General features: G+C 66.7%; 18 protein-coding genes. 9 read left to right on the forward strand and 9 right to left on the reverse strand.

From position 1 onward, the window contains the following. Positions 1–29 precede the first annotated feature (29 nt). Entirely contained in the window at positions 30–1,727 is a 1,698-nt protein-coding gene (locus ACFV8T_RS38370; RefSeq protein WP_385336612.1) for an amidohydrolase, read from the reverse strand. A gap of 246 nt (positions 1,728–1,973) precedes the next feature. On the opposite strand from ACFV8T_RS38370, the gene ACFV8T_RS38375 reads away from it, so the two are divergent. Further along, positions 1,974–2,243 carry a cupin domain-containing protein gene (locus ACFV8T_RS38375; protein WP_385336615.1) on the forward strand — a complete coding sequence of 90 codons (270 nt, stop codon included), beginning with the start codon at positions 1,974–1,976 and terminating at the stop codon, positions 2,241–2,243. Between the two features lie 371 nt (positions 2,244–2,614). After that, complete coding sequence (locus ACFV8T_RS38380; protein ID WP_385336539.1) at positions 2,615–4,258, forward strand: alpha/beta hydrolase; 1,644 nt, start codon at positions 2,615–2,617, stop codon at positions 4,256–4,258. A gap of 490 nt (positions 4,259–4,748) precedes the next feature. Here ACFV8T_RS38380 and ACFV8T_RS38385 read toward each other — a convergent pair whose 3' ends face one another. Continuing rightward, positions 4,749–5,192, reverse strand: a complete 444-nt coding sequence (locus ACFV8T_RS38385; RefSeq protein ID WP_385336541.1) for a hypothetical protein — start codon at positions 5,190–5,192, stop codon at positions 4,749–4,751. A gap of 95 nt (positions 5,193–5,287) precedes the next feature. Here ACFV8T_RS38385 and ACFV8T_RS38390 point away from each other — a divergent pair, with 95 nt between their 5' ends. Both ACFV8T_RS38390 and ACFV8T_RS38395 read left to right on the forward strand, forming a co-directional pair. Beyond that, positions 5,288–5,869, forward strand: a complete 582-nt coding sequence (locus tag ACFV8T_RS38390; RefSeq protein ID WP_385336543.1) for a GNAT family N-acetyltransferase — start codon at positions 5,288–5,290, stop codon at positions 5,867–5,869. 650 nt (positions 5,870–6,519) lie between these two features. Beyond that, on the forward strand, positions 6,520–6,699 hold the full coding sequence (locus ACFV8T_RS38395; RefSeq protein WP_385336545.1) for a hypothetical protein: 180 nt from the start codon (positions 6,520–6,522) through the stop codon (positions 6,697–6,699). A 623-nt stretch (positions 6,700–7,322) separates the two neighbouring features. Here the strand turns inward: ACFV8T_RS38395 and ACFV8T_RS38400 are convergent. Beyond that, complete coding sequence (locus tag ACFV8T_RS38400; protein WP_385336548.1) at positions 7,323–8,519, reverse strand: alpha/beta hydrolase family protein; 1,197 nt, start codon at positions 8,517–8,519, stop codon at positions 7,323–7,325. A 991-nt stretch (positions 8,520–9,510) separates the two neighbouring features. Here ACFV8T_RS38400 and ACFV8T_RS38405 point away from each other — a divergent pair. Next, positions 9,511–9,957, forward strand: coding sequence for a transposase (locus ACFV8T_RS38405; protein WP_385336618.1), 447 nt, complete (start codon positions 9,511–9,513; stop codon positions 9,955–9,957). Between the two features lie 61 nt (positions 9,958–10,018). On the opposite strand, the gene ACFV8T_RS38410 is transcribed toward ACFV8T_RS38405, so the two are convergent. The 4 genes from ACFV8T_RS38410 to ACFV8T_RS38425 form a co-directional block, all read right to left on the reverse strand. Continuing rightward, positions 10,019–10,810: a transposase gene (locus ACFV8T_RS38410; protein WP_385336550.1), complete on the reverse strand. Its 792-nt coding sequence runs from the start codon at positions 10,808–10,810 to the stop codon at positions 10,019–10,021. Positions 10,811–10,996: 186 nt separating this feature from the next. Beyond that, complete coding sequence (locus ACFV8T_RS38415; RefSeq protein WP_385336553.1) at positions 10,997–11,401, reverse strand: nuclear transport factor 2 family protein; 405 nt, start codon at positions 11,399–11,401, stop codon at positions 10,997–10,999. A gap of 592 nt (positions 11,402–11,993) precedes the next feature. Further along, complete coding sequence (locus ACFV8T_RS38420) at positions 11,994–12,173, reverse strand: hypothetical protein (RefSeq protein ID WP_385336554.1); 180 nt, start codon at positions 12,171–12,173, stop codon at positions 11,994–11,996. Further along, complete coding sequence (locus tag ACFV8T_RS38425; protein WP_385336557.1) at positions 12,170–12,454, reverse strand: hypothetical protein; 285 nt, start codon at positions 12,452–12,454, stop codon at positions 12,170–12,172. Before ACFV8T_RS38425 ends, ACFV8T_RS38420 begins: the two co-directional genes overlap by 4 nt. Positions 12,455–12,781: 327 nt before the next feature. Here ACFV8T_RS38425 and ACFV8T_RS38430 point away from each other — a divergent pair, with 327 nt between their 5' ends. From ACFV8T_RS38430 to ACFV8T_RS38445, 4 genes are all read left to right on the forward strand, one after another. Continuing rightward, entirely contained in the window at positions 12,782–13,447 is a 666-nt protein-coding gene (locus ACFV8T_RS38430) for an ArsR/SmtB family transcription factor (protein ID WP_385336560.1), read from the forward strand. Then, positions 13,444–14,778: an MFS transporter gene (locus tag ACFV8T_RS38435; RefSeq protein WP_385336563.1), complete on the forward strand. Its 1,335-nt coding sequence runs from the start codon at positions 13,444–13,446 to the stop codon at positions 14,776–14,778. Before ACFV8T_RS38430 ends, ACFV8T_RS38435 begins: the two co-directional genes overlap by 4 nt. 804 nt (positions 14,779–15,582) lie before the next feature. After that, positions 15,583–16,266: a hypothetical protein gene (locus tag ACFV8T_RS38440; protein WP_385336566.1), complete on the forward strand. Its 684-nt coding sequence runs from the start codon at positions 15,583–15,585 to the stop codon at positions 16,264–16,266. A gap of 1,138 nt (positions 16,267–17,404) precedes the next feature. Further along, a complete protein-coding gene (locus tag ACFV8T_RS38445) occupies positions 17,405–18,586 on the forward strand; it encodes a serine hydrolase domain-containing protein (protein WP_385336569.1) in 1,182 nt (393 codons plus the stop codon). A 686-nt stretch (positions 18,587–19,272) separates the two neighbouring features. Here ACFV8T_RS38445 and ACFV8T_RS38450 read toward each other — a convergent pair. Further along, positions 19,273–20,616 carry an alpha/beta fold hydrolase gene (locus ACFV8T_RS38450; RefSeq protein WP_385336572.1) on the reverse strand — a complete coding sequence of 448 codons (1,344 nt, stop codon included), beginning with the start codon at positions 20,614–20,616 and terminating at the stop codon, positions 19,273–19,275. Between the two features lie 30 nt (positions 20,617–20,646). Then, complete coding sequence (locus tag ACFV8T_RS38455; protein ID WP_385336575.1) at positions 20,647–21,192, reverse strand: dihydrofolate reductase family protein; 546 nt, start codon at positions 21,190–21,192, stop codon at positions 20,647–20,649. Positions 21,193–21,199: the final 7 nt, after the last annotated feature.

Here is a 21,199-nt window from a genome sequence, read left to right on the forward strand (position 1 = left end):
TCCAAGGATGATCACATGCCCGGAATACGTCAATCGCGAAGGGTGTCGTGCACGACCCGCCCGTCCATGACGGTGAGGACGACGGGCATCTCCGGGATGTCGTGAGGGTCGGCGGTGAGCAGGTCTCCGTCGAGCACACAGAGATCGGCGACCTTGCCCGGCTCCAGGGAGCCCTTCCAGTCGTCGGCGAAGTCCTGCCAGGCCGCGTCGATCGTGTATGTACGGATCGCCTCGGCCAGGCCGATGCACTGCTCGGGGCCGCTGACCCGGCCGGCGGCCTTCGACTCGCGCAGCAGCATGGTGGCGACGCCCTGGCGCCAGTCCGGGTATGTGACGGGGGCGTCGGACCCGCTCGCGACCCGCACACCGGCGTCGATGGCGTCACGGTAGGGCCATGCGTACGCGGCCCGTCCGGCGCCGACGAACTCCTCCTCCATGTCGGCGACGGTCCACTTGATGGTGGGGTTCATATTGACGCCGAAGCCATGTGCGGCCAGCACCTTCATGCTGTGTGCGGTGAGGAAGTCACCGTGGATGACGTAGTGGCGGGCGTCGGGCCGCGGGTGCTCCGCCATGGCCGCGGCGAAGGCGTCCGCGACGGTGTCGATGGCCCGGTCACCAGTGACGTGCACGCCCAGCTGGTGCCCGGCGGCGTGGGCATACCGGATCATGGCGTCGATCTCGGCGGTCCGCTCGACGTCGGTCTCGCCGCCGACACACAGGGAGCCGCAGCCGCCGCCGACGTACGGCTCGTGCATCCAGGCCGTCTTGTTGGGCACGATGCCGTCGGCGAAGATCTTGACCCCGAGGATCGCGAGGCGGCGCGGATCGGCATCGCCGGAATCGCCGAGGGCGACGAGGGTGCGGGTGAACTCCTCGGCGGTGCTGGCCATGCCGGTGGGCAGGAGCAGGACGCCGAGGCGGGCGGTCAGTTCGCCGTCGGTCAGCAGCCGACGGTAGACATCGAGGGTCTCCGCACCGAGCGCGCCCCGCATGATGCCGTCGCCGCCGGGGCCGAGCCCGGGTTCGGTGTAACTGGTCACACCGAGGCGGGCGAGCGTGGTGAGGGCCGACCGGATCGCGTCGGTCCGCTCCTGCCGACTGAGCGGCGGCAGCGCGTTCTGGACAAGTGCCTGGGCCCCCTCGTGGAGCAGCCCGGTCGGCTCCCCGGCTTCGTCCACGACGATGGCTCCGCCGGGCGGCGCGACGGTGTGCCGGTCGATCCCTATGAGTTCCAGTGCCTTGGAGTTGACCCAGGTGGCGTGCCCGGAGAAGGAGTACAGGACGACGGGGTGGTCCGGGCTCACGGCGTCGAGGTCGCGCCGAGAGGGCAGCCGCGACGGATCGGAGACGCACTCGTCGAGGTAACCGGGGTCCCAGCCGTGCCCCGTGATCCACTGCCCACCGGGAACCCGCCCGACGGCCTCCCGTACCACCTCGGCCACGTCCGCGAGGCAGGAAACGGCGGGATGGCCGAGGTCCAGGGAGAGCGGCGGCGTCGCCATGCCGAAGGCGCATCCGTGCAGATGGGAATCGTTGATGCCGGGAAGCAGTGTCGCCCCCCGCAGGTCGACGACGCGGGTGCCGGGTCCGACGAGCGGCGCGACGTCGTCCCGCCCACCGACGGCACTGATGATCCCACCGGTCACCGCCAGGGCCGAGGCGACGGAGAAATCGGCATCGACCGTGACCACCCGTCCACCGAGAAACACCAGATCCGCATACATGTCCACAGAAGGGTCCTTTCAAGGATCGGGGGCACCACGGCCACCCGCGAACGATCTCCCAAGGACTATGGCGGTGCCCTTACCCTCCGCACATCGGTCATCCCACCGATACGCACTCTCGTCATGGCAGGCCGATGTCGTTTCCTCCGGATCGCGTCAGGCTTCGGGAACACGGTTTCCGGAGGCAAAGCAGAGGCTTGACCGGCGCACATGCAACTCATCCGCCGGCTCAAGCAGAACCAGCGGATGAGCGGGAGCCGGCATGCGCGGCTGGACCCGTACGACGGCGCGGGCTTCTACGTCGTACTGAAGGGCAGCTGCTGGCCACTGACCCACGGCGGCACCCCCATGCCTCTCGGCGTGGGTGACGCATCGCTGCCGCCTCACGGCACAGGCCATGTGCTTGCCGATTCCCCCGTCGATGCGGCGGCCGGGAGGAGGCGGTGCCTGCCCTTCGAGTGCCCGGCTCCTGTCCGGCGCTCCCGAACCTGCTCGACCTCCTCCTCGTCCACATGATCCGCTCCTGGATGACCGAGACCACCAGCGGAGCCTGGCCCGGCGCACTGGGCGACCGGATGACGGCCGCCACCCTGCGGGCGTTGCATTCGAAACCGGCGTTGCGGCGGGCGGGTTGGTCGAGGTCGAGAGGGTTGTTTTCCTGAGGACCAGGTTCGGCACCGGGGCCGAATTGTCGGGGTCGCCTGGGTGACACCCGATCGGCTGATGGATCGCCGAGGGCGGTCCGCCCCCTACAACTCGGGGACCACCCACGGCTGTTGTGTCATCCCCAGGGTGGAGAGAGGTGCAGCCCGGCGAGGGATCCGCAGGCCTGGCGGGTTCCTGAAAGATCTTTCCTGTCCGAACGTTCGACCGGAAGGAACGATATCGTGCGCAGACGACGTCTCGCCCCCCTGTTGGCCGTGAGTGTCACGGCAACGCTGGCTCCCGCGCTCGCCACCTCGACGGCCACCGCCGCTCCGGCCGCCACCCCGTCGACCGTCTCCTCGTCCGCCGCCACGGGCCCGCTGAACCGGTACGTGAAGCAGAAGCCGCAGTGGAAGCGGTGCGAAGCCGCCTCTCCGGCGGAGTTCGAGTGCGCCACGATCAAGGTTCCGCTGGACTACCGGGTTCCTGGGGGCAAGCGGATCGACTTAGCCATATCCCGGATCAAGAGCACCGCGCCCGACAAGCGGCACGGTGTCCTGTTCTCCAATCCCGGCGGCCCGGGGGGACAGGGGCTCTACATGCCGCTGGGGATGCAGGAGAGGCTCCCCGAGTCCGCACGGCAGAAGTACGACTTCATCGGCTTCGACCCGCGCGGTGTTGGGCAGAGCAGCCCGGTTTCCTGCGATCTGGAGCCGGAGGAGGAGAACTGGCTGCGGCCGTACAAGGAGGAGACGTTCGACAAGGACGTCGCCTGGGCACGCGATGTCGCGAACAAGTGCAGGGAGAAAGCGGGCGACGTGCTCCCGCACATCACCACGCGCAACACCGCACGCGACATGGATCTGCTCCGGGCGATCCTCGGTGAGAAGAAGATCTCGTACGTGGGTTACTCGTACGGCACCTACCTGGGCGCCGTCTACACCCAGCTCTTCCCGGGCCGGACCGACCGGTTCGTGCTGGACAGCGCGGTCGATCCGGCGCGCGCCTGGCGAGGGATGATCCAGTGGTGGGCGGAGGGCGCCGAGCCCGCGTTCGTCCGGTGGACCGAGTGGGCCGCCGAGCGTTCAGAGAAGTACGGCCTCGGTGACACCCCGAAGCAGGTCGCCCGGACCTTCTGGGACCTGGTCGCACAGGCAGACGAGAAGCCCATCGAGATAGATGGGCAGCCGATCAACGGTGATGACATCCGGAGTGGTATACGCGGGGCGGTCTTCAGCCCGGAGTACGCCACCGAGGGGATCGTGGAGCTGAAGAGGGCCGCGGCCGGTGAGCCCGCCTCCGCGAAGAAGCTCGCGGCGTTCGCCGGATCGGAGGGGACCGGGACTTCAGGCGCCTCCGATGCCGCCGAGGTGCCGTCCGACAACATGACGGCGAGCTTCTGGGCCGTGGTGTGCGGCGACAACTCGGCGGCGTGGTCCCGCGATCCTGAGAGCTACCGGCAGGACGCCATCGAAGACAAGCGCCGCTACCCGCTCTACGGTGACTTTGCGTCCAGCATCAAGCCCTGTGCATTCTGGGACAAGTCCATGGAACCAGCAACCAAGGTGAACAACAAGGTCGGTTCCCTGGTCGTCCAGAACGAGTGGGACTCGCAGACTCCGCTGCCCAGCGGTCAGGCCCTGCACGCCGACCTGAAGGGCTCGAAAATGGTCACTGTCCTCGGCGGCGAGGGCCACGGCGTCTACCCGAACGGCAACGCGTGCACGGACGGCACGGTCACCGCCTACCTGCTCACCGGCAAGCTCCCGGCGAAGGACGTGACGTGCAGGGCGACGGCCGACTCGAACGCGGAGGCACGGAAGAACCAGAAGCGGGACGTGCTCCCCGGGTCTCCGCTCACGGAGCGTGCCCCGGACCGTTTCTGAGCCCGGTCGCGTGGCCCATTTCCGCATGACCCGTTGAAAATGGGGGCGGGACCTCCCGGCGGGGTCCCGCCCTCCCTGGTGAATGCGACCGGCTGAGCTCGCGGCACAGACGAGAGTGGACCGTTGCGTGAGATTCCTGTTCCAGCGGACGCAGGTGACGCAGACGACGGTTCGTACGTGATCGCTCCAGCTCGCCCGTCCCGCTCGCCACCGATCTCCGGGGCCCTGGGAGAAACCGGCTCCGCTGAACAACCTCACGCCCGCCCGGATCCGCCGGGTGTTCAGGATCCTGTGCACGGATACCGGCTCCCCGGTCAGTGCATCGAAGCCCTCACGGCCAGGCCCCCAGGAGGCCAGCAGGCTCGAAGGACCACTGCCCGGCCACCCGGCATGACCTGGGCCGCGTCCTCGCCACCGGCAAGGCATACAGCTGGCCCGCTCACCACAAGAAGGGCACCAAGCCCAGGCGAACCGTCACGGAGCCACCGGATCAGACGCCTTGAGAGCGAGTAGCGGCAGCAGCGATGCCGGACTCCCGAAGCGTGCGGGCCAGGTATTCCATCTCGGGAAGCGTCCCTGAGTAATCACCGTCCAGCACGCGGCGCAGCACAGCCTTGGCGTTCAACAGGTCAATGCCGAGTTCAGCCCGCAGCACTCGCATGATGGCGACGCTCTTCGCCGGCGCACTGCTCACCTGCAGCCTCGCGGGTCCATGCTCGGAGAGCATCTGATCCCGCCGTTCGACCGGCACGTCGCCACCGCACACGGCTACCGCAAATCCACAGGCGGAACAGGTTGACTCAACGTCCCATCGCAACCGGCCGTCCACCAGGCCCTGAACCCCCCAGCACTCCAGCTCCACACCGCAGTCCTGGCACGCAGCGGAGTACTTGACGGATTCGAAAACTGCCTGCTCCACTACCGCCTGCTCCATCCCCACCTCCAACGGAGACGAGGTTGAACGGCAAAGTCCGTACCTGTTTCTGATCCGACAGGTCTGTGGGTGATCGCTGGCACTACCGTGTTGCGGTGAACAACAACTCTTTCCTCGGTGACGCTGTCCGCCTCGTGCCGTTGTCCACCGACCATGCCGAAGCACTCTTGCCCTCTGCGTCCGACCCGGAGGTATGGCGATGGATGCCCCGACCGCGCCCTGAAACCGTGACGCAGATGCACGCGCTGCTCAGCGAGATGATCGTGGATCCTGCGCGGCGATGTTTCGCAGTGCAACGCTGCGCTGACGACGCCGTGATCGGTTCGACCAGCCTGTACGACCTCGACTTGACCGAGAGCCGTGCTGAGATCGGCGCGACCTGGTTCGATCGTTCCTGCTGGGGCGGTCCCTACAACGCTGAGTCCAAGCTGTTGCTGTTCGGCCATGCCTTCGATGACCTGCGCCTCGCCAGGCTCGCCCTGCGCACTGACAACCTCAACGTGCGTTCCCAGCAAGCCCTGTCGCGGCTTGGCCTGGTTCACGAAGGAACTCTGCGCAGCCATATGCGGCGCCAGGACGGCACTCGCCGCGATTCGCTGTACTACAGTCTGCTCGCAGACGAGTGGCCCATCGTTCGCGACAGGCTGCGGGCCAGGGTCGCCGCCAAAGCCACTTGACCTGCTCGGAGGCGGCGTCGAAAGACGCTTCGGGCGCCTCTTGCTCGCCGAGTAAGGGCTCACTCGGGTGTTGGAACTCTCGGAATGCCCGGCTCATGTCCTGCGGCGTTGGAAGATAAGGGTTGTCACTGAAGGACAACTATCAGTAGGTGTGTGTCGTCATGAGGACGCGAATTCTGAGGTTCGGCTTGTACGCAGACGAGCAGGGGCTGGCATGGGTCAGGGAACTCGTCAACGGGACTGTGGATTCCCGGAGCGCCCGGATTGTCAGGGCCGACATCGCACGCACCTACCCTGACAGCGACCTGACGACCGCTGAAAGTTATGACTGTCTGGTGGAACAGTGGGCCTTCGAACATCCTGGCCAGAACAGCGGCGAGCGGGAAGCGGTTGAGCTGCGAGTCCACCTGGCGTGTTCCCTGCGGACATGGCGAGCGATCCGCAAGGCAGTGATCAAGACCTTGTGTCCGGAAGGAATGGCCCCCCACACTTGCCGTGTTCCATGGTGCGCTGCCTGAGCTGGTGCACAGTTCTCTGCGAAGGACCGAAGCACCGCGATGCCCTCAACCTGAGGTGACCCCCGGAATGGGGACAAGGAAGATCCGGAGACATTCCCCCAGGTCCTGGTCTGATTCCAGGAAAATCTGACCTTGCACAGGCTCGACAGTCATGCGCTCACCCGCCATGCCACGCAGCTCCACGAGACCCCCGACGGCCACAACGCGCTCGTGTCCCTGCTCATCTGCACGACCGCCGTCCAGCAGATCGTGCCGGGAACGGAGCACATCACCCTCGCCGACCTCAAGGCCGTCAACATCAGCACCCGGTAACCCGCCGGACCGTCGTACGTCGGCGACCCGGCCGAGACACCGTTGATGAAGGCCGGCCCCGACCACGCCGAGCCGCCCGTCGTTTGACTCCCCAGGATGTGACCGATCCATCGGAGAAGGCCCAAGGGCGTCCCCGCCCCGATCCAGGCCGGCAAGAGATGGGTGGTAGCGGGGTACAACTGCCAGCAGGTCCTCACGATCCACAGTCCGCCGCCCGCTCCCCACCCGGTCACCAGCACCACAGCGGCCGCCGCCCCGCCCGAGCGCCCGGTGCGGACCCGGGAGACCGCGTCGGTCGGCCACCGCCGCGCGCTCGAAGCCCACCGGGCCACCAGAAAGACCACCGCCGTGGCCCCTGCGATCCAGGCTGCCGTCGAGCAGCGGAACCAGGAGCAGGCCAGGGAACCGGAGAAGCGGTTCGGCGACGGCTGCGAGGCGCTCGAAGAACTGCACCGGGCGAGTGCGCGACGGTGGTTCACGTGCAGTCCGAGGTGCTTCGGCGTTCCGGTTCACGCCGGACTTGACCTCTGCTCAGAAAGAAGTGCTTCTCCGTCACGCGGGTCCCGGGACACACGTCGCGCTCTACCCTGCGTACGAAACCGACGGTGCGCATTCTCTCTTGATCATCCGGCACCGCCGATGAAGCGCACCTCCGGGTACCGGGGAGACGGTCCTTCGAGGATCGGGGCGCGACGGCCGCGCAGGTGAAGGTCGAAGTAGGCAAGCAGGAAGTGCCGCTGGATGTCGATTCCGCGTGTCCCGTCGAGCGGGCCTATGAACTCGGCCAGCTGTTCGTCGGTCGCGCCGAGCCGCGCGGCGGCCTGCGGCATGAACGTCTCGTAATCCGTGTACGAGAAGTGCCGGGTACCGGTCAACCGGAGGTGCCGGCGCCAGCCCCGCAGCCGCGGCCAGATCTCCGCCCAGCTCGGATTGCTGTCCGCGTCCTCGCTCATCAGGAGGAGCGGTTTGTGCAGTCCCTGGGTAACCACCGGACCGAAGAGACTGCCGTCGAGGTTCGCGCCTGCTGCGATCGGTACCCCTGCCGCCATCGCCGAGGCCGCGGTCGCACCGCCCAGGGAGTGGCCGAGCATGGCCGTCCTGGACAGGTCGAGGATGTCGCCGAGTCCGTGCGGAAGCGGGCCCCGGCGGCTCCGTACGCGCCGTGACAGCTCCTCCAGTACGAAACGGGTGTCGGCCACCCGCACTTCGACCGCCTTGAGGATCGTCGGGTCGTCGTCCTCCCCTGTGAGAGGTGGCATCGCGTACTTCTCGACCCGGCCGTCGGGGAACTCGACCTGTCCGGCGTCATATGTGTGGTCGATGGCGGCCACGACGTATCCGTGGCTGACGAGTTCCTCGACCAGCGCAGTGCTGGAGCTGCGGTGCTGACCGTGTCCATGGGAATAGACGATCATCGGACGCCGGCCACCACGCGTGTCCGCCGCTGCGCCGATCCGGGCGTGCGTGTCCGGCAGCGTGACGTACTCGGGGAGGAGATACCCCGTCTGTTGGAAGACCCTGGCGGCCTGTTCGGTCATCCATGGTGCCAGGGGCAGGCCGGCGGCTGCGCGTGCGGGGTACCAGAGCTGAACCATCAGCTCCCGAACCGGCCTTGCAGCGATCCAGGGGTCCCGGCGACTGCGGTCGCTGAGATGCAGCGTCACGGTGCCGAAGCAATGAGGACCGCTCGGTCGCGGAAGGACGAGCCGTACGGGCGGCTGGACATCACCCGGCGTCCGGCGGAGCGACGATGCGAGGGCGGGCGTGCCGAGAGCGGCGGTCACACCGAGACCCGCGGCGAGCGCGGTGCCCGTGGTCATCATCCGTCTCCTGCTGATTGCCGTGGTCCTGCTGGTCGTGAGGGTGCTGCTCGATGGGAACGAGGCCGGACGCGGCATGGCTATCTCCTTCGCGGATGGTGCGCGCGGTGCACAGGCACGTGGTGCCCTACCAAAAGGCTAGGTAGCGCACTGTTGGTGCCCTGCTGTGTTTTCTCATCTCTTTCGCTGACATTTGTCACTCACGTCGTCGCACAGAAGGAGTTCGGGCATGCGCGCAGCGGCAGACACACAGGACTCGCCCCGCCTGGTCGCACGACTGGCCGGGACGCTTCCGTTCATGTTGCACCGCGTCTCGCCACCGGAATTCGAACGTCCAGACGCGCATGGCATGTTGGCCTGCCGGCGGGCGAGGCGGTGTGGGAGAACAGGGTCCGGTTCGAGGTGCTCACCCTGAGAGCGAGGAGCCTGCCCGTCCGACGGACAGCATCCCAGCTTCGCACCGTCTTCCGGGGCGGGGCCAACCTCGGGCTTTCACGAGCGGGTTGGTCCGACGCGTGATCAAAAGAGGCGAGGAGCGCCTCTGACCTGAGCTGATGGGACTTGTCCAGGGTCCTGATCGTCGTCAAGGAAGCTGCACTCCTCAGGTGAAGTAGCGTAGTGGGTCGTACCCGTCTGTCCGTGTCGAGGGCAGTGGCCGCTCGGTGGTCTCGCAGGCCGGGGCGGTGCTACTTGTAGCTGAAGGTCCCGAAGAGAGCGTGGACGCCGGCCTGTGACGCGGGCGGCACCGAGCGGCCCGGCGCCTTCGCGGAGATCACAGACATGCCTGACCTGAGTACCTGGCCGAAAGGACTGCGCCTGAACGTCCGCACCCCGGAACCCAGTTGCGCTTCACCGACATCGATGGCAACCGTCTCACCTCCTTCGCGACCAACACGAAGGGCGGCCGACTCGCCGACCTCGAACTGCGTCACGTGGACGAACCCGCTGCGAGGACCGCATCCGAAACGCCCGCGACACCGGCCTGCGGAACCTGTCCCCGCACGACAGCGCGCAGACCCAGGTCCGGCTGGAGACCGTCTCCCACGCGCTCGACCTTCTGGCCCGGATGCCGATGCTCGCTCTGACCGGCGACACCCGCCACTGGGAACCCAAGAAGCTCCAGCTCCGGCTGTTCTCCGCCCCCGCACAACTCGTGAGCACCGGCCGCCGCCGCTGGATCCACCTGCCCGCCCGATGGCCCCGGACCGACGTCATCACCGACGCTATCGACAGGCTCCAGGCCTTGCCGAACCCGGCTGACCAGCCAATTCGTCCGTCCGAACAACCCGAACGACTACACCGGGATGTGGAATCCGAAGACCACCCGATGCGACGACCGGGCCCTCAGCCTGCCGTGATCCCGCAAAAGCCGCACCCCGCCGCAGAGTCCCCGTCAGCGAACCGACGAGGACTCATGAACGATCGAGGCCAACCCTGATGCTCCTATTGATCGTCAGCGTGGGGAGCCGCTCGCAGGCGCAAGGTACCTTCACTCCATGTCACTTACTCCCGCCAGCGAGGTCCGCAGCCGCGACGAGCTGGTCGCCTTCGTCCGACAACTGCACCAGGACTACCTCCGCCGGGGGCACGAATGGGAGAACCAGAGCCTTGATCACTTCCTTGAGGCCCTCGCGGCGTGGATGGATGCCTCGCCGGGCTGGTATCGAAACTTCGGGAAGCAGCTCCCCGAGGAAGGGGACTGGACCTTCCTGGCCAGAGCCCTTCAAGCGGCCACCGTCTATGAGTGAATCCGCCTCTGGGGCGGTCAGGTCGCGGTGAGCCGGTCCCGGTAAGGCTCTGACGAGGTCGTCGTCGCGGCGCGTGCCGCGTCCGATGCAGGAGATCACGGCCGGCCAGACGCCGAAGTGCTCGGCGGCGGCGGTGAGGGTGATGTTCTTGGCCTGGCGTGCGGGCCGGAGGTCGGAGACGTCCGGGACGGTGACCGGTGTGGTGAGGTAGCGGAAGATCTCCCGGGCAATCGCCCGCTTGAGCAGGCGGATGAACTCCTTCTTCGTGCGTCCGGCGGCGGTCTGCCGGGCGACGTACTCGCGGGTGCGGGCGTCGCTGGACATGCGGACGAGAGCGATCCGGTAGAGGGCGGCGTTGGCCCCGCGGTCGCCTCCTCGGGAGAGTCGGTGGCGGTTGGTCCTGCCACTGGAGGCAGGGAAGGGCGCGAAGCCGGGATCGTGTCCGCATGGGAGTCCACTCCGCCGAACACCGCATCCAGTTCTGCGTTGGGCATGGTCATCGCTGTCATCCTGTGAGCTGCCCTCCCGGGCCGGAGGTGGCACCGGCCGGGTGAGTCAGACAGGACATTGAGGGGGCCTCTGGCCAAGCTCCAATCAGGTCATGATCAACCTGGCCGGAGCCATGGAGAACGGGTTCCAGCAGTCGGACAGAACAGCCGCAGGACAGCCCAGCAGGACGTCAGTCAGACCCTGAGCCACGACCACCGGAACCCGCTACGAGTGTCAATGTCAGGCCCTGGCGATATTCCTGCCCGGCATCGGCTCCGCGAGTGTTGTCCGCCATTCAGGCGCACCAAAAGTGTCCGCGAAGTACTGCGTCTCGTGCACCACATGCCCATGGGCAAACTCCATAATGCTCACTGAGTAGGTGGGCGCCCGGTCGTACGTGATGACACACTCGCTCACCCACAGATCCCCGCTGCCAACGATCCGGTGGACCGTGAAGTGCCGACTGGCAGGGTGCCCGCCACGTTGCGCCGAAATCGTTGCGCGGCCCCGGAATCGTTCACCTGACTGGGGGTAGTCGAGGATCGCGTCCGCCGCGTAGATGGCGTGCTCGGCTTCGGTATCCCCACGTTCCGATGCCTGCCAGTGCTCCTCGATCGCAGCCCTGGTCCGGATATCAGGATCCATCGCATTGTCCCTTCTGCAAGTGGTCGGAGCGATCCGGGGACCTGGGAACGCTTCAAGGCTTCCTCCCAGGTCGCTGGGCCGTTGAACGTAATGGGCAACGGTGACAGCGTAGAACGCCCAACGCAGCGAGTCGGCTTTACGACAGCTGCGGATCAAGATCGGACAACTCGTGATGCGTGGAAATGCTTGGTGCTCAGTCCGGCGACACGTTCAGGCGAGAACGCTTTCGCGGCATGGGGTCGAGCGGTACCTTCTGCGCTGCCTGGCCTCGATCTTTCGTGAAGCAGGCTATCCGGCGGGTGACCAAGAATACAGAAAGGGCCTCTGATCAGCGGGGATGAGGATTGTCCAGGTCCTTGTTCCCACCCCGGTCGGCGGCACTTTCCGGGTGAGCAAGTTAGGTGGCCCCCGGAGTGTGGACACCGGAGTTCATGCTGCGAGTGAGAGTTCAGCCTTCCCGTGGTGGTGCTGTTCGAATTCCATCGCGGAGAAGGGATGAGCGCGAGGCCCGTTGGTGAGGGCATCGTCGTCGAGCACTGTTCGACGATCGAGAAGCTGACCCTCCTACCACGTCACGGCGAGCGGTGTGGGTTCAGGCGATGCCGACGATCGGGGGCGTTCTGCAGGCTCCAGCAGCGAGGATGAGGCTGACCTTGAACCCCTCGGTGATGTCCCCGCTGCCGTCGGAAGTGCCGAGGTTGAACGTGTGGTTCTGGCCGGCGGTGAAAGTGTCGTTGTCGACCAGATTGCCGCCCCGGTCCCAGGCCTTCATGACAACATCTGCAGCCCCGGCTCCAAACCATCCGCCGCGCCGCCGCCTTCCTCACCTGGCTCAACGACCAGGACCTCCGATTGGCCGACCTCATGCAGGTCGATGTCGACCGGTGGCTGTCCGAGCATCCGGGACGCCTGCAACTGCGGAACTCTCCGCGCTGGGCGCATCATCGGAACCTGACCGGCGACCACAAGGTCCCCGACCGGCCCCGAGATGATCCCCACCGCTGGTGGGACGAGGCCGACCACTGGGCACACCTGCAACACTTCCTGCCGCACGAGACGCTCCCTGTCGGACGTCCGGGCGGCCGGCGCCGTAATGCTGCCCCATGGGGCACCGATCACCCGCATCACGGAACTCACTACTACCGCCGTCACCGGCAGCGACGAGCCGTCTTTGGTCCTTGGCGCGCAGCCCGCCACTCTGCTGCCTGCCGGCTATCGCGTCCTGCGTCGGCAAGCAGACCAAGCCCAGCCCGACTCGGCCGTCGGCCGCACTGCTCGCCGCATGCCGGGTGGACGTCGGAGCCCGTATCAGAGAAAATCGCAAAGAGTTCTTCGCGAAGTAGTCTTTGCGAAGAACTGTTTGTGGTCTAGCGTGTGGGTATGACAGATACCAGCGAGGGCCGGAATGGCCTCCACCTCGAAGCGGATGCGGTTGTTCTGGACGCCAAGGGCCTCCGCGCCCTGGCACATCCGGTACGAGTTCAACTGATCGGGCTGCTGCGAAAGCACGGCCCGTCGACAGCTACCCGCCTCGCGGAGCGACTGGGTGTCAATTCCGGCACGGCCAGCTACCATCTCCGCCAGCTCGGCGCGGCGGGGTTCGTCGAGGAAGACACCGAACGTGGCAACGCACGGGAGCGCTGGTGGCGTTCGGTGCACCAAAGGATCTGGTTCAGCGATACGAATCTGGCCGACCGGGAGCCCGAGGCAGTACTGGCCTACCTGCAGTCGGTCGCCGCCACCTACACCTTGCGTATCCAGCAGACACTCAACGAGCTTCAGACGATGCCCCGCAGGTGGCGGGACAACCTCGACTTGAGCGACTGGGCCCTGCGGCTCACCCCTGAGGAGACTGCTGCCCTCCGCCTGGAGTTGGGGGAAGTCCTCAGCCGCTATCGGCCGGATACCCCTGAGGCAGCAGTAAGTGCCCCAGCCGAAGCCGAGCGGGTCGGTGTGATCACACACGTTCTTCCTGAACTGGATGCGCCCAGCGTGTCAGCGGTTACATACGCCCCTCAGCAAGCAGTAGGAACGGGGACACCGTGACGGCGGATGTTCCAGGCACCGGGGGCATACCCGGCCGACGCTCCTTACGACCGCTGGGCGGGGTACTGGCCGCCATGGCCGTATCGCTGACCGGCACTCGTGTCTCGGCCGTTGCTCTGCCCTGGTTCGTGCTCGTCACAACCGGCAGCGCCACCCAGACCGGGCTGGTCGCCTTCTGTGAGATGACTCCTTATGTGGCGGTCAAGGCGTTCACTGGGCCACTGGTGGACCGGATCGGCCCGCGGGCCATTTCTTGGACCACCGATCTGGCCAGCGCAGCTGCCGCCGCCGCAGTTCCCTTGTTGCATGCTTTGGACCTGCTGTCCTATCCGCTGCTGCTGGCCTTGGTCGCGCTGATTGGCGCGGCCCGCGGCCCCGGCGATCTCGCCAAGGAGGTCATGGTTCCGGAGGCGGCCGAGCGCAGTGGGGTGCCGTTGGAGCGGGCCACTGGTCTCACCGGCGTGACCGAGCGGCTCGCTTCCACCATCGGCCCGGCGGCGGGTGGTTCCCTGGTGGCACTGGTCGGCCCCCTGACAGGGCTGATCGTCAACGCAACCTGCTTTGCCCTGGGATCCGTGATCATCGGACTGGCCCTGCCTCGTGGCATGGGTCATTCAGCCGAGGAAGCCCCCGGCCGAGCCGGCGCGGGGCTGGGCTACTGGCGACGATTCAGCGAGGGCTTCACCTTCCTGCGTGGCGAGCCGTTGCTGTTCACCGTCATCGTCGTGGTCGGGATTACCAACCTGCTGGACGCAGGATTCACTGCGGTGCTCCTGCCCGTCTGGGCCCGAGAGTCCAGCAATGGGCCGACTGCGATCGGCCTGATGGTCAGCGTGATGGGAGCCGCTGCAGTTGGTGGGAGCCTGATCGCTGCGATGGCTGCTCACCGGCTGCGGCGCAGGATGGTGTTCTTCACCGGGTTTCTTCTGGCCGGGGCTCCAAGGTTCTTCATCCTCGCCTCCGATGCGCCGATGTGGGCAGTACTGGCCGTGTTCGCCGTCAGTGGCTTCGGTGCCGGCTTCGTCAATCCGGTGCTGGGTGCCGTGCTCTTCGAACGCGTACCGCGCCAGCTGCTGGGCCGGGTCAACGCTCTTGGTGACTCGCTGGCTTGGGCAGGCATCCCTCTCGGTGGACTCATCGCCGGGGCGGTGGTGGCCTCGGTCGGACTCGTACCGGTGCTGCTCGCCGGCGGGGCCGCGTACTTCCTCACCACGAACCTGGCTGGGTTCAGGCCGGAATGGCGCGAGATGGATCGCCAGGGCGGGCGAGGTACTCAGGAGCGGCGGCCCGAGGAAGCCGGTCGGTCAACCGGTGCGGACTTCATGGCATGACAAATTCCGGCAGGACGGGGCAGCCGCTTCCAGGCCCCTGCCACCGGTCTCCAGACCCACAACCTGTCGAGGGCAGCTCCACGAATACCGCGCACCACGAGTACGTGACGGGTACCAGCGGTGTGCGCCGACCTGAGCCCTGCTGAAGTGCCGCTACGGCCACGGCGTGTGAGGGCGCTACAACGCCTTCACCGCGCCAACGCGTTGAGGGCCGGGCGCAGGAGCGGTGAACCCGCCCGCATCCGTTGCATCCACATGCTCGACGTACCGGTTCCGCGCTGTTCGAGGCTCAGAATCCACGAACCCGTTCACTTCCCTTTTCGATGCCGTGTTCCTGGACGGCCACAGCCTGATCGGCCTGCCGTGCACCGAGCGCCCTGCCCTCTGGAGGGCCTGGGACTGGACGGGGACCGGTGGTCGACGCCGGCAGCGGTCGTCGGGCACGGTGAGCGGTCGCTGGAGATGACCCGGGCCGCGGGGGCTTGAGAGTGTGCTTGGGAAGCGGCGTGCGTCCGTGTACGAACCCGGGGCGCACTCCCGCTCGCGGGTCGAGATCCGGCACGTCCGGACCGCCGATGTGATCGTGGGCGGATGGGTGCCCGGCCTCGTGGTTGGTCCACCAGCCGGCCTCCGGTCCGAGCAGGGATTCCACCCGGCCCCGCGGACGTGTCAGATTCTCAACACACATCACTGCCCTCTCCCGCTGTGGCCGATCTGGGCGTAGAAAGAACCAGGCTGGCAAGCAGGGGGATGTTACGAGCAATACAAGGTGCAAACTGCGTCAGAACGAAAAATGGGGGGTAAATGGAAGAGTCGAGTTGGATTCAGCGGCGAATTTCAACCAGCAGAAAGACACTGCAACTACCTAAATTGCTGCTTTCCTTCGCTCTGGTCAATCTGATCTGGGAGATCATCAAAGCCAATCTAGACAGTGACATTCGTGGAGAGTGGCCGTGGCGGCTCACGGTGCTCGATGCATCCACATGCGCGGCCATAGTCGCTCTGTTGACCGGGATCATCGTGACCCGATCCCAACTCTCGCAGACCATGCAGCCGGTATTGAGTTGGTCCGGGTTCGCGGGACGCAGTCACGAACTGACGGACTCACTTCGAACGATTTCGCTGATCAATGCTGGCGGCGGACGATCCGTGGTGCACTCCGTCGCCTACCGGATCCGGGCATCCGAGCCGTATACGAGTAGCGCATCCATTCCTTCTGGCTGGATGCCCTGGCACGACACGGTCGACTCGCTAAAAGCACTTGGGCTCGACTGGGACCACGACTTCTTTCTCCTTCACCTCGGTACTGGTGCGGCCATACCGATGACGAACGCCAACCGCGAGGGGATGGAACTACTCGCTCTAGGGGCAAAGGCTCTCGAACGGCTTGTCGTGCTTGACATAAGAATTCAGGTCACGGATGCCCTAGGAGACATCCATCAAAGAGATCTGCAGTGCATCCGTCCACGATCCACCCATCGTTCCTGAATCAGGACTACGCAGAAGGTGATGAGGTAGAGGTCGAAGACGCCGCGGCGGGCGGTGCCGCCGCGGCCTTCTACCGTGGCTCGGACCAGGCCACGGGCTGGCGTGGCGGGGTGAGGCGGGCGCTGGAGCTGGGGCTACTTGTCATGGAGGTACCGGTCGGCATCTTGCCTCAGTACGAGTAGCGGTGAACTGCTCAGGGCGGCTGACAGGGGCTCGGACCGACGTAGGGAGTCGGGCAGGTACCACCGTCTGCACTCCGTCGAGCACGTCATGTGCCTGCCTGCGGGGTGGTTTGGCTCAACCCGCAGGTGCAAGGCGTCCGATGAGGACTGTGACTGGACAATCCGGACTGCTGGAACACCCGAGTGCGGTGGAGCCTCGCACGCCGCAGGGCGAAGGCCGTCCGGCACACGACCCCGTCCAGCCTCGTCAGCAGGAGAAGGAGATCGAAGTGAACACAGCAGGGAAATCCTGTCGCACTGGACTGCGGACCCTGGCCTTGGCGGCCGGTGCGCTCGCGGCCTTCCTGACCTCAGCCGCACCCGTGGCCGCAACCACCGCCGCGCCGCGCACCACTCCCCCGTCCGGCAGCTCTGCGGCACGGGCGGGAGAAGTCTTCCAGTGCAGCGAAGTTGATCCGGACCTGCCCAACCTTTTCGCACGAGACTGCAACAGCGGCCAGTGGGGCCCGGTCTCCGACTTCACCGTCGTCGACCGTCGCAACAACGACAAGTACTACTGCCAAGCCGGCTGGTCCGAAGGCTCTCTGTGGCTCTCAGGGCAAGGATGCCGCCGGTCCTGACTCCGGAATCCTGCCCGGCACCCGGCACCCGGGGCGCCGTTCCGGCCTGCCCTGTCGGAGCGGCGCAGCCTCGAACCGGTGGCCGACGTGACCGATGACGGTCTCAGCCTCGGCCGGGTGCGGGCGCAGGTGCCCAGCCCGCACCCGAGCGGCGCCCGGTGAGCATCTCCCGCCAGTCCGAAGGCCGGGTCTTCAGCACGTCTGTGACGGCGGCCTGCACCGCACCCGGCAGGTCGATGCCGGACCGGTGATGGCACGCACTGGGGGGATATCCCCCATGCCGATCCTCGGGTGTACAGGATCGCGGCCCGTCGAGGGCGAAACTAGCGTTCGGCCATGACTTCGACTCTGCGTAGGCGCCTCGTCATGGCACTCGGTGTCGCCACGCTGCTCGCCGTTGGGGTGACCGTCACTGTCGACCAGCCCGCCGGTCCCTCCCCTGTGGAGCGGTTACGCCAGGACACCGAGGCGATCCACGCCCTCGGCATCAGCGGTGTGCAGGCCCGCATGATCGCGCCTGACGGTCGACAGTCGGTGGCCACCAGCGGCACCGCCGACCTGGACACCGGCCGCCCGGTCCCTTCCGACGGCTACTTCCGCATGGCCAGCACGTCCAAGACGCTGGTCGCCACCGTGGTCCTCCAACTGGAGGCCAAGGGCAGGCTGTCCCTGAACGACACGGTCGACCACTGGCTGCCGGGAGTGGTGCAGGGCAAAGGCAACGACGGCAGCCGGATCACCATCCGCCAACTGCTGCAGCACACCAGCGGCATCCACGACGACCTGCCCGGATACACCACGCCGGAGGAGTACTACCAGCAGCGCCACGACGTCTACGGCCCCGAGCAGCTGGTCACCCGCGCCATGGCCCACGCGCCGGACTTCCCTCCCGGCAAAGGCTGGGCGTACTCCAACACCGGCTACGTCCTGCTCGACATGATCATCCAGAAGGCCACCGGTCAACCCGCCCACCAGGAGATCGAAGACCGCATCCTGCTCCCTCTCGGCCTCGACCAGACCCGGTGGACGGGCACCTCGCCCACCCTGCCCCGGCCGCACGCCCAGGCCTACCAGCTCTTCGGCCCCGCCTCCGTGGTGAACGTCACCGACCAGGTACCGATGGACCACGAGAACCTTTCGTGGGTCACGACCACGCGGGACGAGAACCGCTTCCTGCGCGCGCTGCTCGCGGGCCGCCTGCTACCGACGCGGCAGCTGGTCGAGATGAAGCAGACCGTTCCCGTAAGCGCGGAGGTCCAACAGCTGTGGCCCGGCGGCCGATACGGACTCGGCCTGGTCGAACGCCCCCTGGCATGCGGAGGAACCTACTGGGGCCACGAAGGCGGGGACGGAGGCTTCATCACCCTCAACGGCGTCACCGACGACGGCAGGCGTAGTGCCGTGGTCTCCATGTCCGAGGCACGCGGCGACACCCCGGAGCACATACTGGACCAGGAGAATGCGGCAAGCGTCCTGATCGACCACGCACTGTGCGCCGGGGGCTCCAGCGCCCCGTGAGCGGAGGCGTCGGCGCGGTGGCCAATGGGCGGTGTGCTCGGCGCGGCACTCGCTGGTATCGCGGTTGAGCGTTGTGCACCCCCTCGCCTCCCATGGCCCCTTTTGAGCTCGCCTCAGCGATATCCCGTCTTCGCCGTCCGCACCGCCCCTGTGGGCCCGGACGACCCGCCCTTCTGGTTGAGGCGGCGGTGTGTCGTCACTGAAGAGCGGCATGCCGGGGTCGACCTACTGCGGCCGACCGTCGGACTCGGTTCCTAATCTCGTGACGGGTTCTGAGCCGCCCTCACTCGATCCGTTTGGATCTGGGTGACCTGGCCTTCGAAGTGAAGGCGACTCGTTCGCGGTTCGCGCCTCCTGAGCAACCCTGTCCGCGGTACGGACAGAGACGGGTTGCTCATACCGGTTGGAAGCCTCTGGCAGGCCTCTGATCAGCGAGGGAATCTCCGGATCGAACCTCCGAAGGGCGAGCGTCCTCCAGGCGCGTGGAACCTCGTCCCACCTCACCCCGAACTGCTGGGTGGCGGAGACGACGATGACTGTCACCCGGACAACGTCGCTCTGGTCCACACACCGAAGACAGGAATCGAAGCTGCCTGCCCTGCCCACGGGTACTTCCGCATGGGTGAACGTAAGGAAGTGCGCTTCTTCGTTCACGGACCGCTGGGTGAGACCGTGACCAAAAGCCGCTAGGGCTTGCGGTCCGGCACCGACTCGGGCAGTCCTGCGTACCAGCCCTGGACGGCCAGCCAGAATCCGGCCAGCACTACGGCGACGAGCGCGGCACGGCCGGCGTATCCGGCAACGGACGGCCCGATCATCCATCGCCGGGGCAACAACCACGCTGACAGAGCGGCTACCACTCCGACGAGAACGGTCAGCGGAAGCTCCGCGTACAGCACGCTCCAGTCCGGCCCTGGTTCGAATCCGGCGCGCGCCCGGAGTTCGGCATCCGCGGCCCATCCCAGCAGCCCTACGAATCCACCGGCCAGGGCCACGCCGGTACCGCTCAGTGCTTCAACGCGTTCTCTCATGATCACTAGGGACGCTGGCTGCCCAGTTGGAGTTCCCAAAGACCGCAATTCTCCGCCGCGCGGCAGGAGGGTTTCTTCTCGATCGAGGAGAAGCAGCCGGCGGGGTGTCCCTTGGCCGGGGCGGTCGTGCTCAGGGGTCCCATTCAGCTCGTGGCGGGGTTGTCGGGCGAGGACGGCGTGGACGATATCCGCGCTGGTGACGGCGTCGATGGCCAAACCCTGGTGGTCACCGGAGAACTCGATCGTCTTGGTGTCCAGGCGTTCGGCGAGCACGAAGGCGGAGTTGAGGGGAACGCCCACGGGCGAAGCAGCTCCGATGCCGACAGCAATCCGCACGGGGCCGGCACGCGGCGCGGCAATGTCGGGTTCGAAACGCAGCACGGGCAGCAGCACGTGGTCGAAGAAGTAGTCGAGGTTGCCCTGGATGCGGCCCATCATCTCCAGCGCCTCGGGTGACATCTGAGAGAAGTCCGGCATCTCCGGCAGAGGAGCGTCGGCATCACCGTCGATGGTGGCTACGAATCTCTGCATCGCCGCCTCCGGCCCCTGGTTCCGGTAGGTGTTGTGCACCTCGTGAAACGTTCTACACCAGTGTGCGGCGTCGGGCAGGAGCTCGGGGATCGGCGGTTCGTGCGCGATCAGGGCGCGAATCTGCGCGGGGTGGCGGGTCGCCAGGTCGAGGCCGGTCAACGCGCCACCGCTGGTGCCGAGCACGTAGGCGGGCTCGTCGGTCAGGGCGGCGATCAGGCGATGCGCATCCTGACTGAAGGCCGCGACTGTCCGGTCCCCGGCGGGGCCGGTCAAGGGGCTGCGGGACAGACCGCGCTGGTCATAGGTGACGACGGTGCAGCGGTCGGAGAGACCGTCGGCGAGCCCGGCCGGCGCCCCGGCATCGGCCGGCGCACCCGGGATCATGAGCAGCAGTGGCCCCGTTCCGCGGACTTCGTAGTGCAGTTGTGCTCCGGGGACCTCAAGGATCTCGGTCTCGGTCTTGTTCATGGGTGTCTCCGTTCGTTCGAAGTGGGCGGGTCAGCCGGGCTGGTAGGTCAGGTCCAGCACGCCGGTGGAAAAGGTGGCCGAGCGAACGAGGGCGAAGGGCACCTGGCGGGTGCCGTCGGGAAACAGCCTCTGTCCGGCGCCCAGCACTATGGGGTGGACCAGCAGCCGCAGCTCGTCCAGCTGTCCGGCCTCCAGCAGGGCGCGGGTCAGGCCGATGCTGCCGGAGAGGTTGATGTTCCGGCCCGGCTGCTGCTTGAGGTCCTTGACCGCGGCGATGACATCGCCGTCGATCACGGTGGCGTTGTTCCAGCCGGGTTCCTGCAGGGTGGTGGAGGCGACCAGTTTGCGGATGCCGTTGATCGCATCGGCCATCGGGCCGGTCCGTTGTGGCCAGACTCCGGCGAACGCCTCGTAGGTCACCCGTCCCATCACCATCGTGTCGGCCTCGGCGTGCATCTGGCCGACCGCGGCACCCATCTCGTCGTTCATGTACGGGAAGTGCCAGGCTTCCGGCGCTTCCACCACACCGCCCGGCGACACGAACAGTCCGGCTACGGCCTTGCGCGCAGCGGTCATCGGAATC

Origin of the sequence: Streptomyces sp. NPDC059832, from assembly GCF_042731715.1 — a bacterium.
Lineage (GTDB): Bacteria > Actinomycetota > Actinomycetes > Streptomycetales > Streptomycetaceae > Streptomyces.

Excerpts from the sequence above, each read along its gene's own strand:
- ACFV8T_RS38385 (WP_385336541.1), bottom strand. The coding sequence starts at position 5,192 with ATGGAGCAGGCGGTAGTGGAGCAGGCAGTTTTCGAATCCGTCAAGTAC.
- ACFV8T_RS38450 (WP_385336572.1), bottom strand. The coding sequence starts at position 20,616 with ATGAACAAGACCGAGACCGAGATCCTTGAGGTCCCCGGAGCACAACTG.
- ACFV8T_RS38445 (WP_385336569.1), top strand. The coding sequence starts at position 17,405 with ATGACTTCGACTCTGCGTAGGCGCCTCGTCATGGCACTCGGTGTCGCC.
- ACFV8T_RS38430 (WP_385336560.1), top strand. The coding sequence starts at position 12,782 with ATGACAGATACCAGCGAGGGCCGGAATGGCCTCCACCTCGAAGCGGAT.
- ACFV8T_RS38420 (WP_385336554.1), bottom strand. The coding sequence starts at position 12,173 with ATGAAGGCCTGGGACCGGGGCGGCAATCTGGTCGACAACGACACTTTC.
- ACFV8T_RS38415 (WP_385336553.1), bottom strand. The coding sequence starts at position 11,401 with ATGGATCCTGATATCCGGACCAGGGCTGCGATCGAGGAGCACTGGCAG.
- ACFV8T_RS38440 (WP_385336566.1), top strand. The coding sequence starts at position 15,583 with ATGGAAGAGTCGAGTTGGATTCAGCGGCGAATTTCAACCAGCAGAAAG.
- ACFV8T_RS38370 (WP_385336612.1), bottom strand. The coding sequence starts at position 1,727 with ATGTATGCGGATCTGGTGTTTCTCGGTGGACGGGTGGTCACGGTCGAT.
- ACFV8T_RS38400 (WP_385336548.1), bottom strand. The coding sequence starts at position 8,519 with ATGACCACGGGCACCGCGCTCGCCGCGGGTCTCGGTGTGACCGCCGCT.
- ACFV8T_RS38455 (WP_385336575.1), bottom strand. The coding sequence starts at position 21,192 with ATGACCGCTGCGCGCAAGGCCGTAGCCGGACTGTTCGTGTCGCCGGGC.
- ACFV8T_RS38375 (WP_385336615.1), top strand. The coding sequence starts at position 1,974 with ATGAGCGGGAGCCGGCATGCGCGGCTGGACCCGTACGACGGCGCGGGC.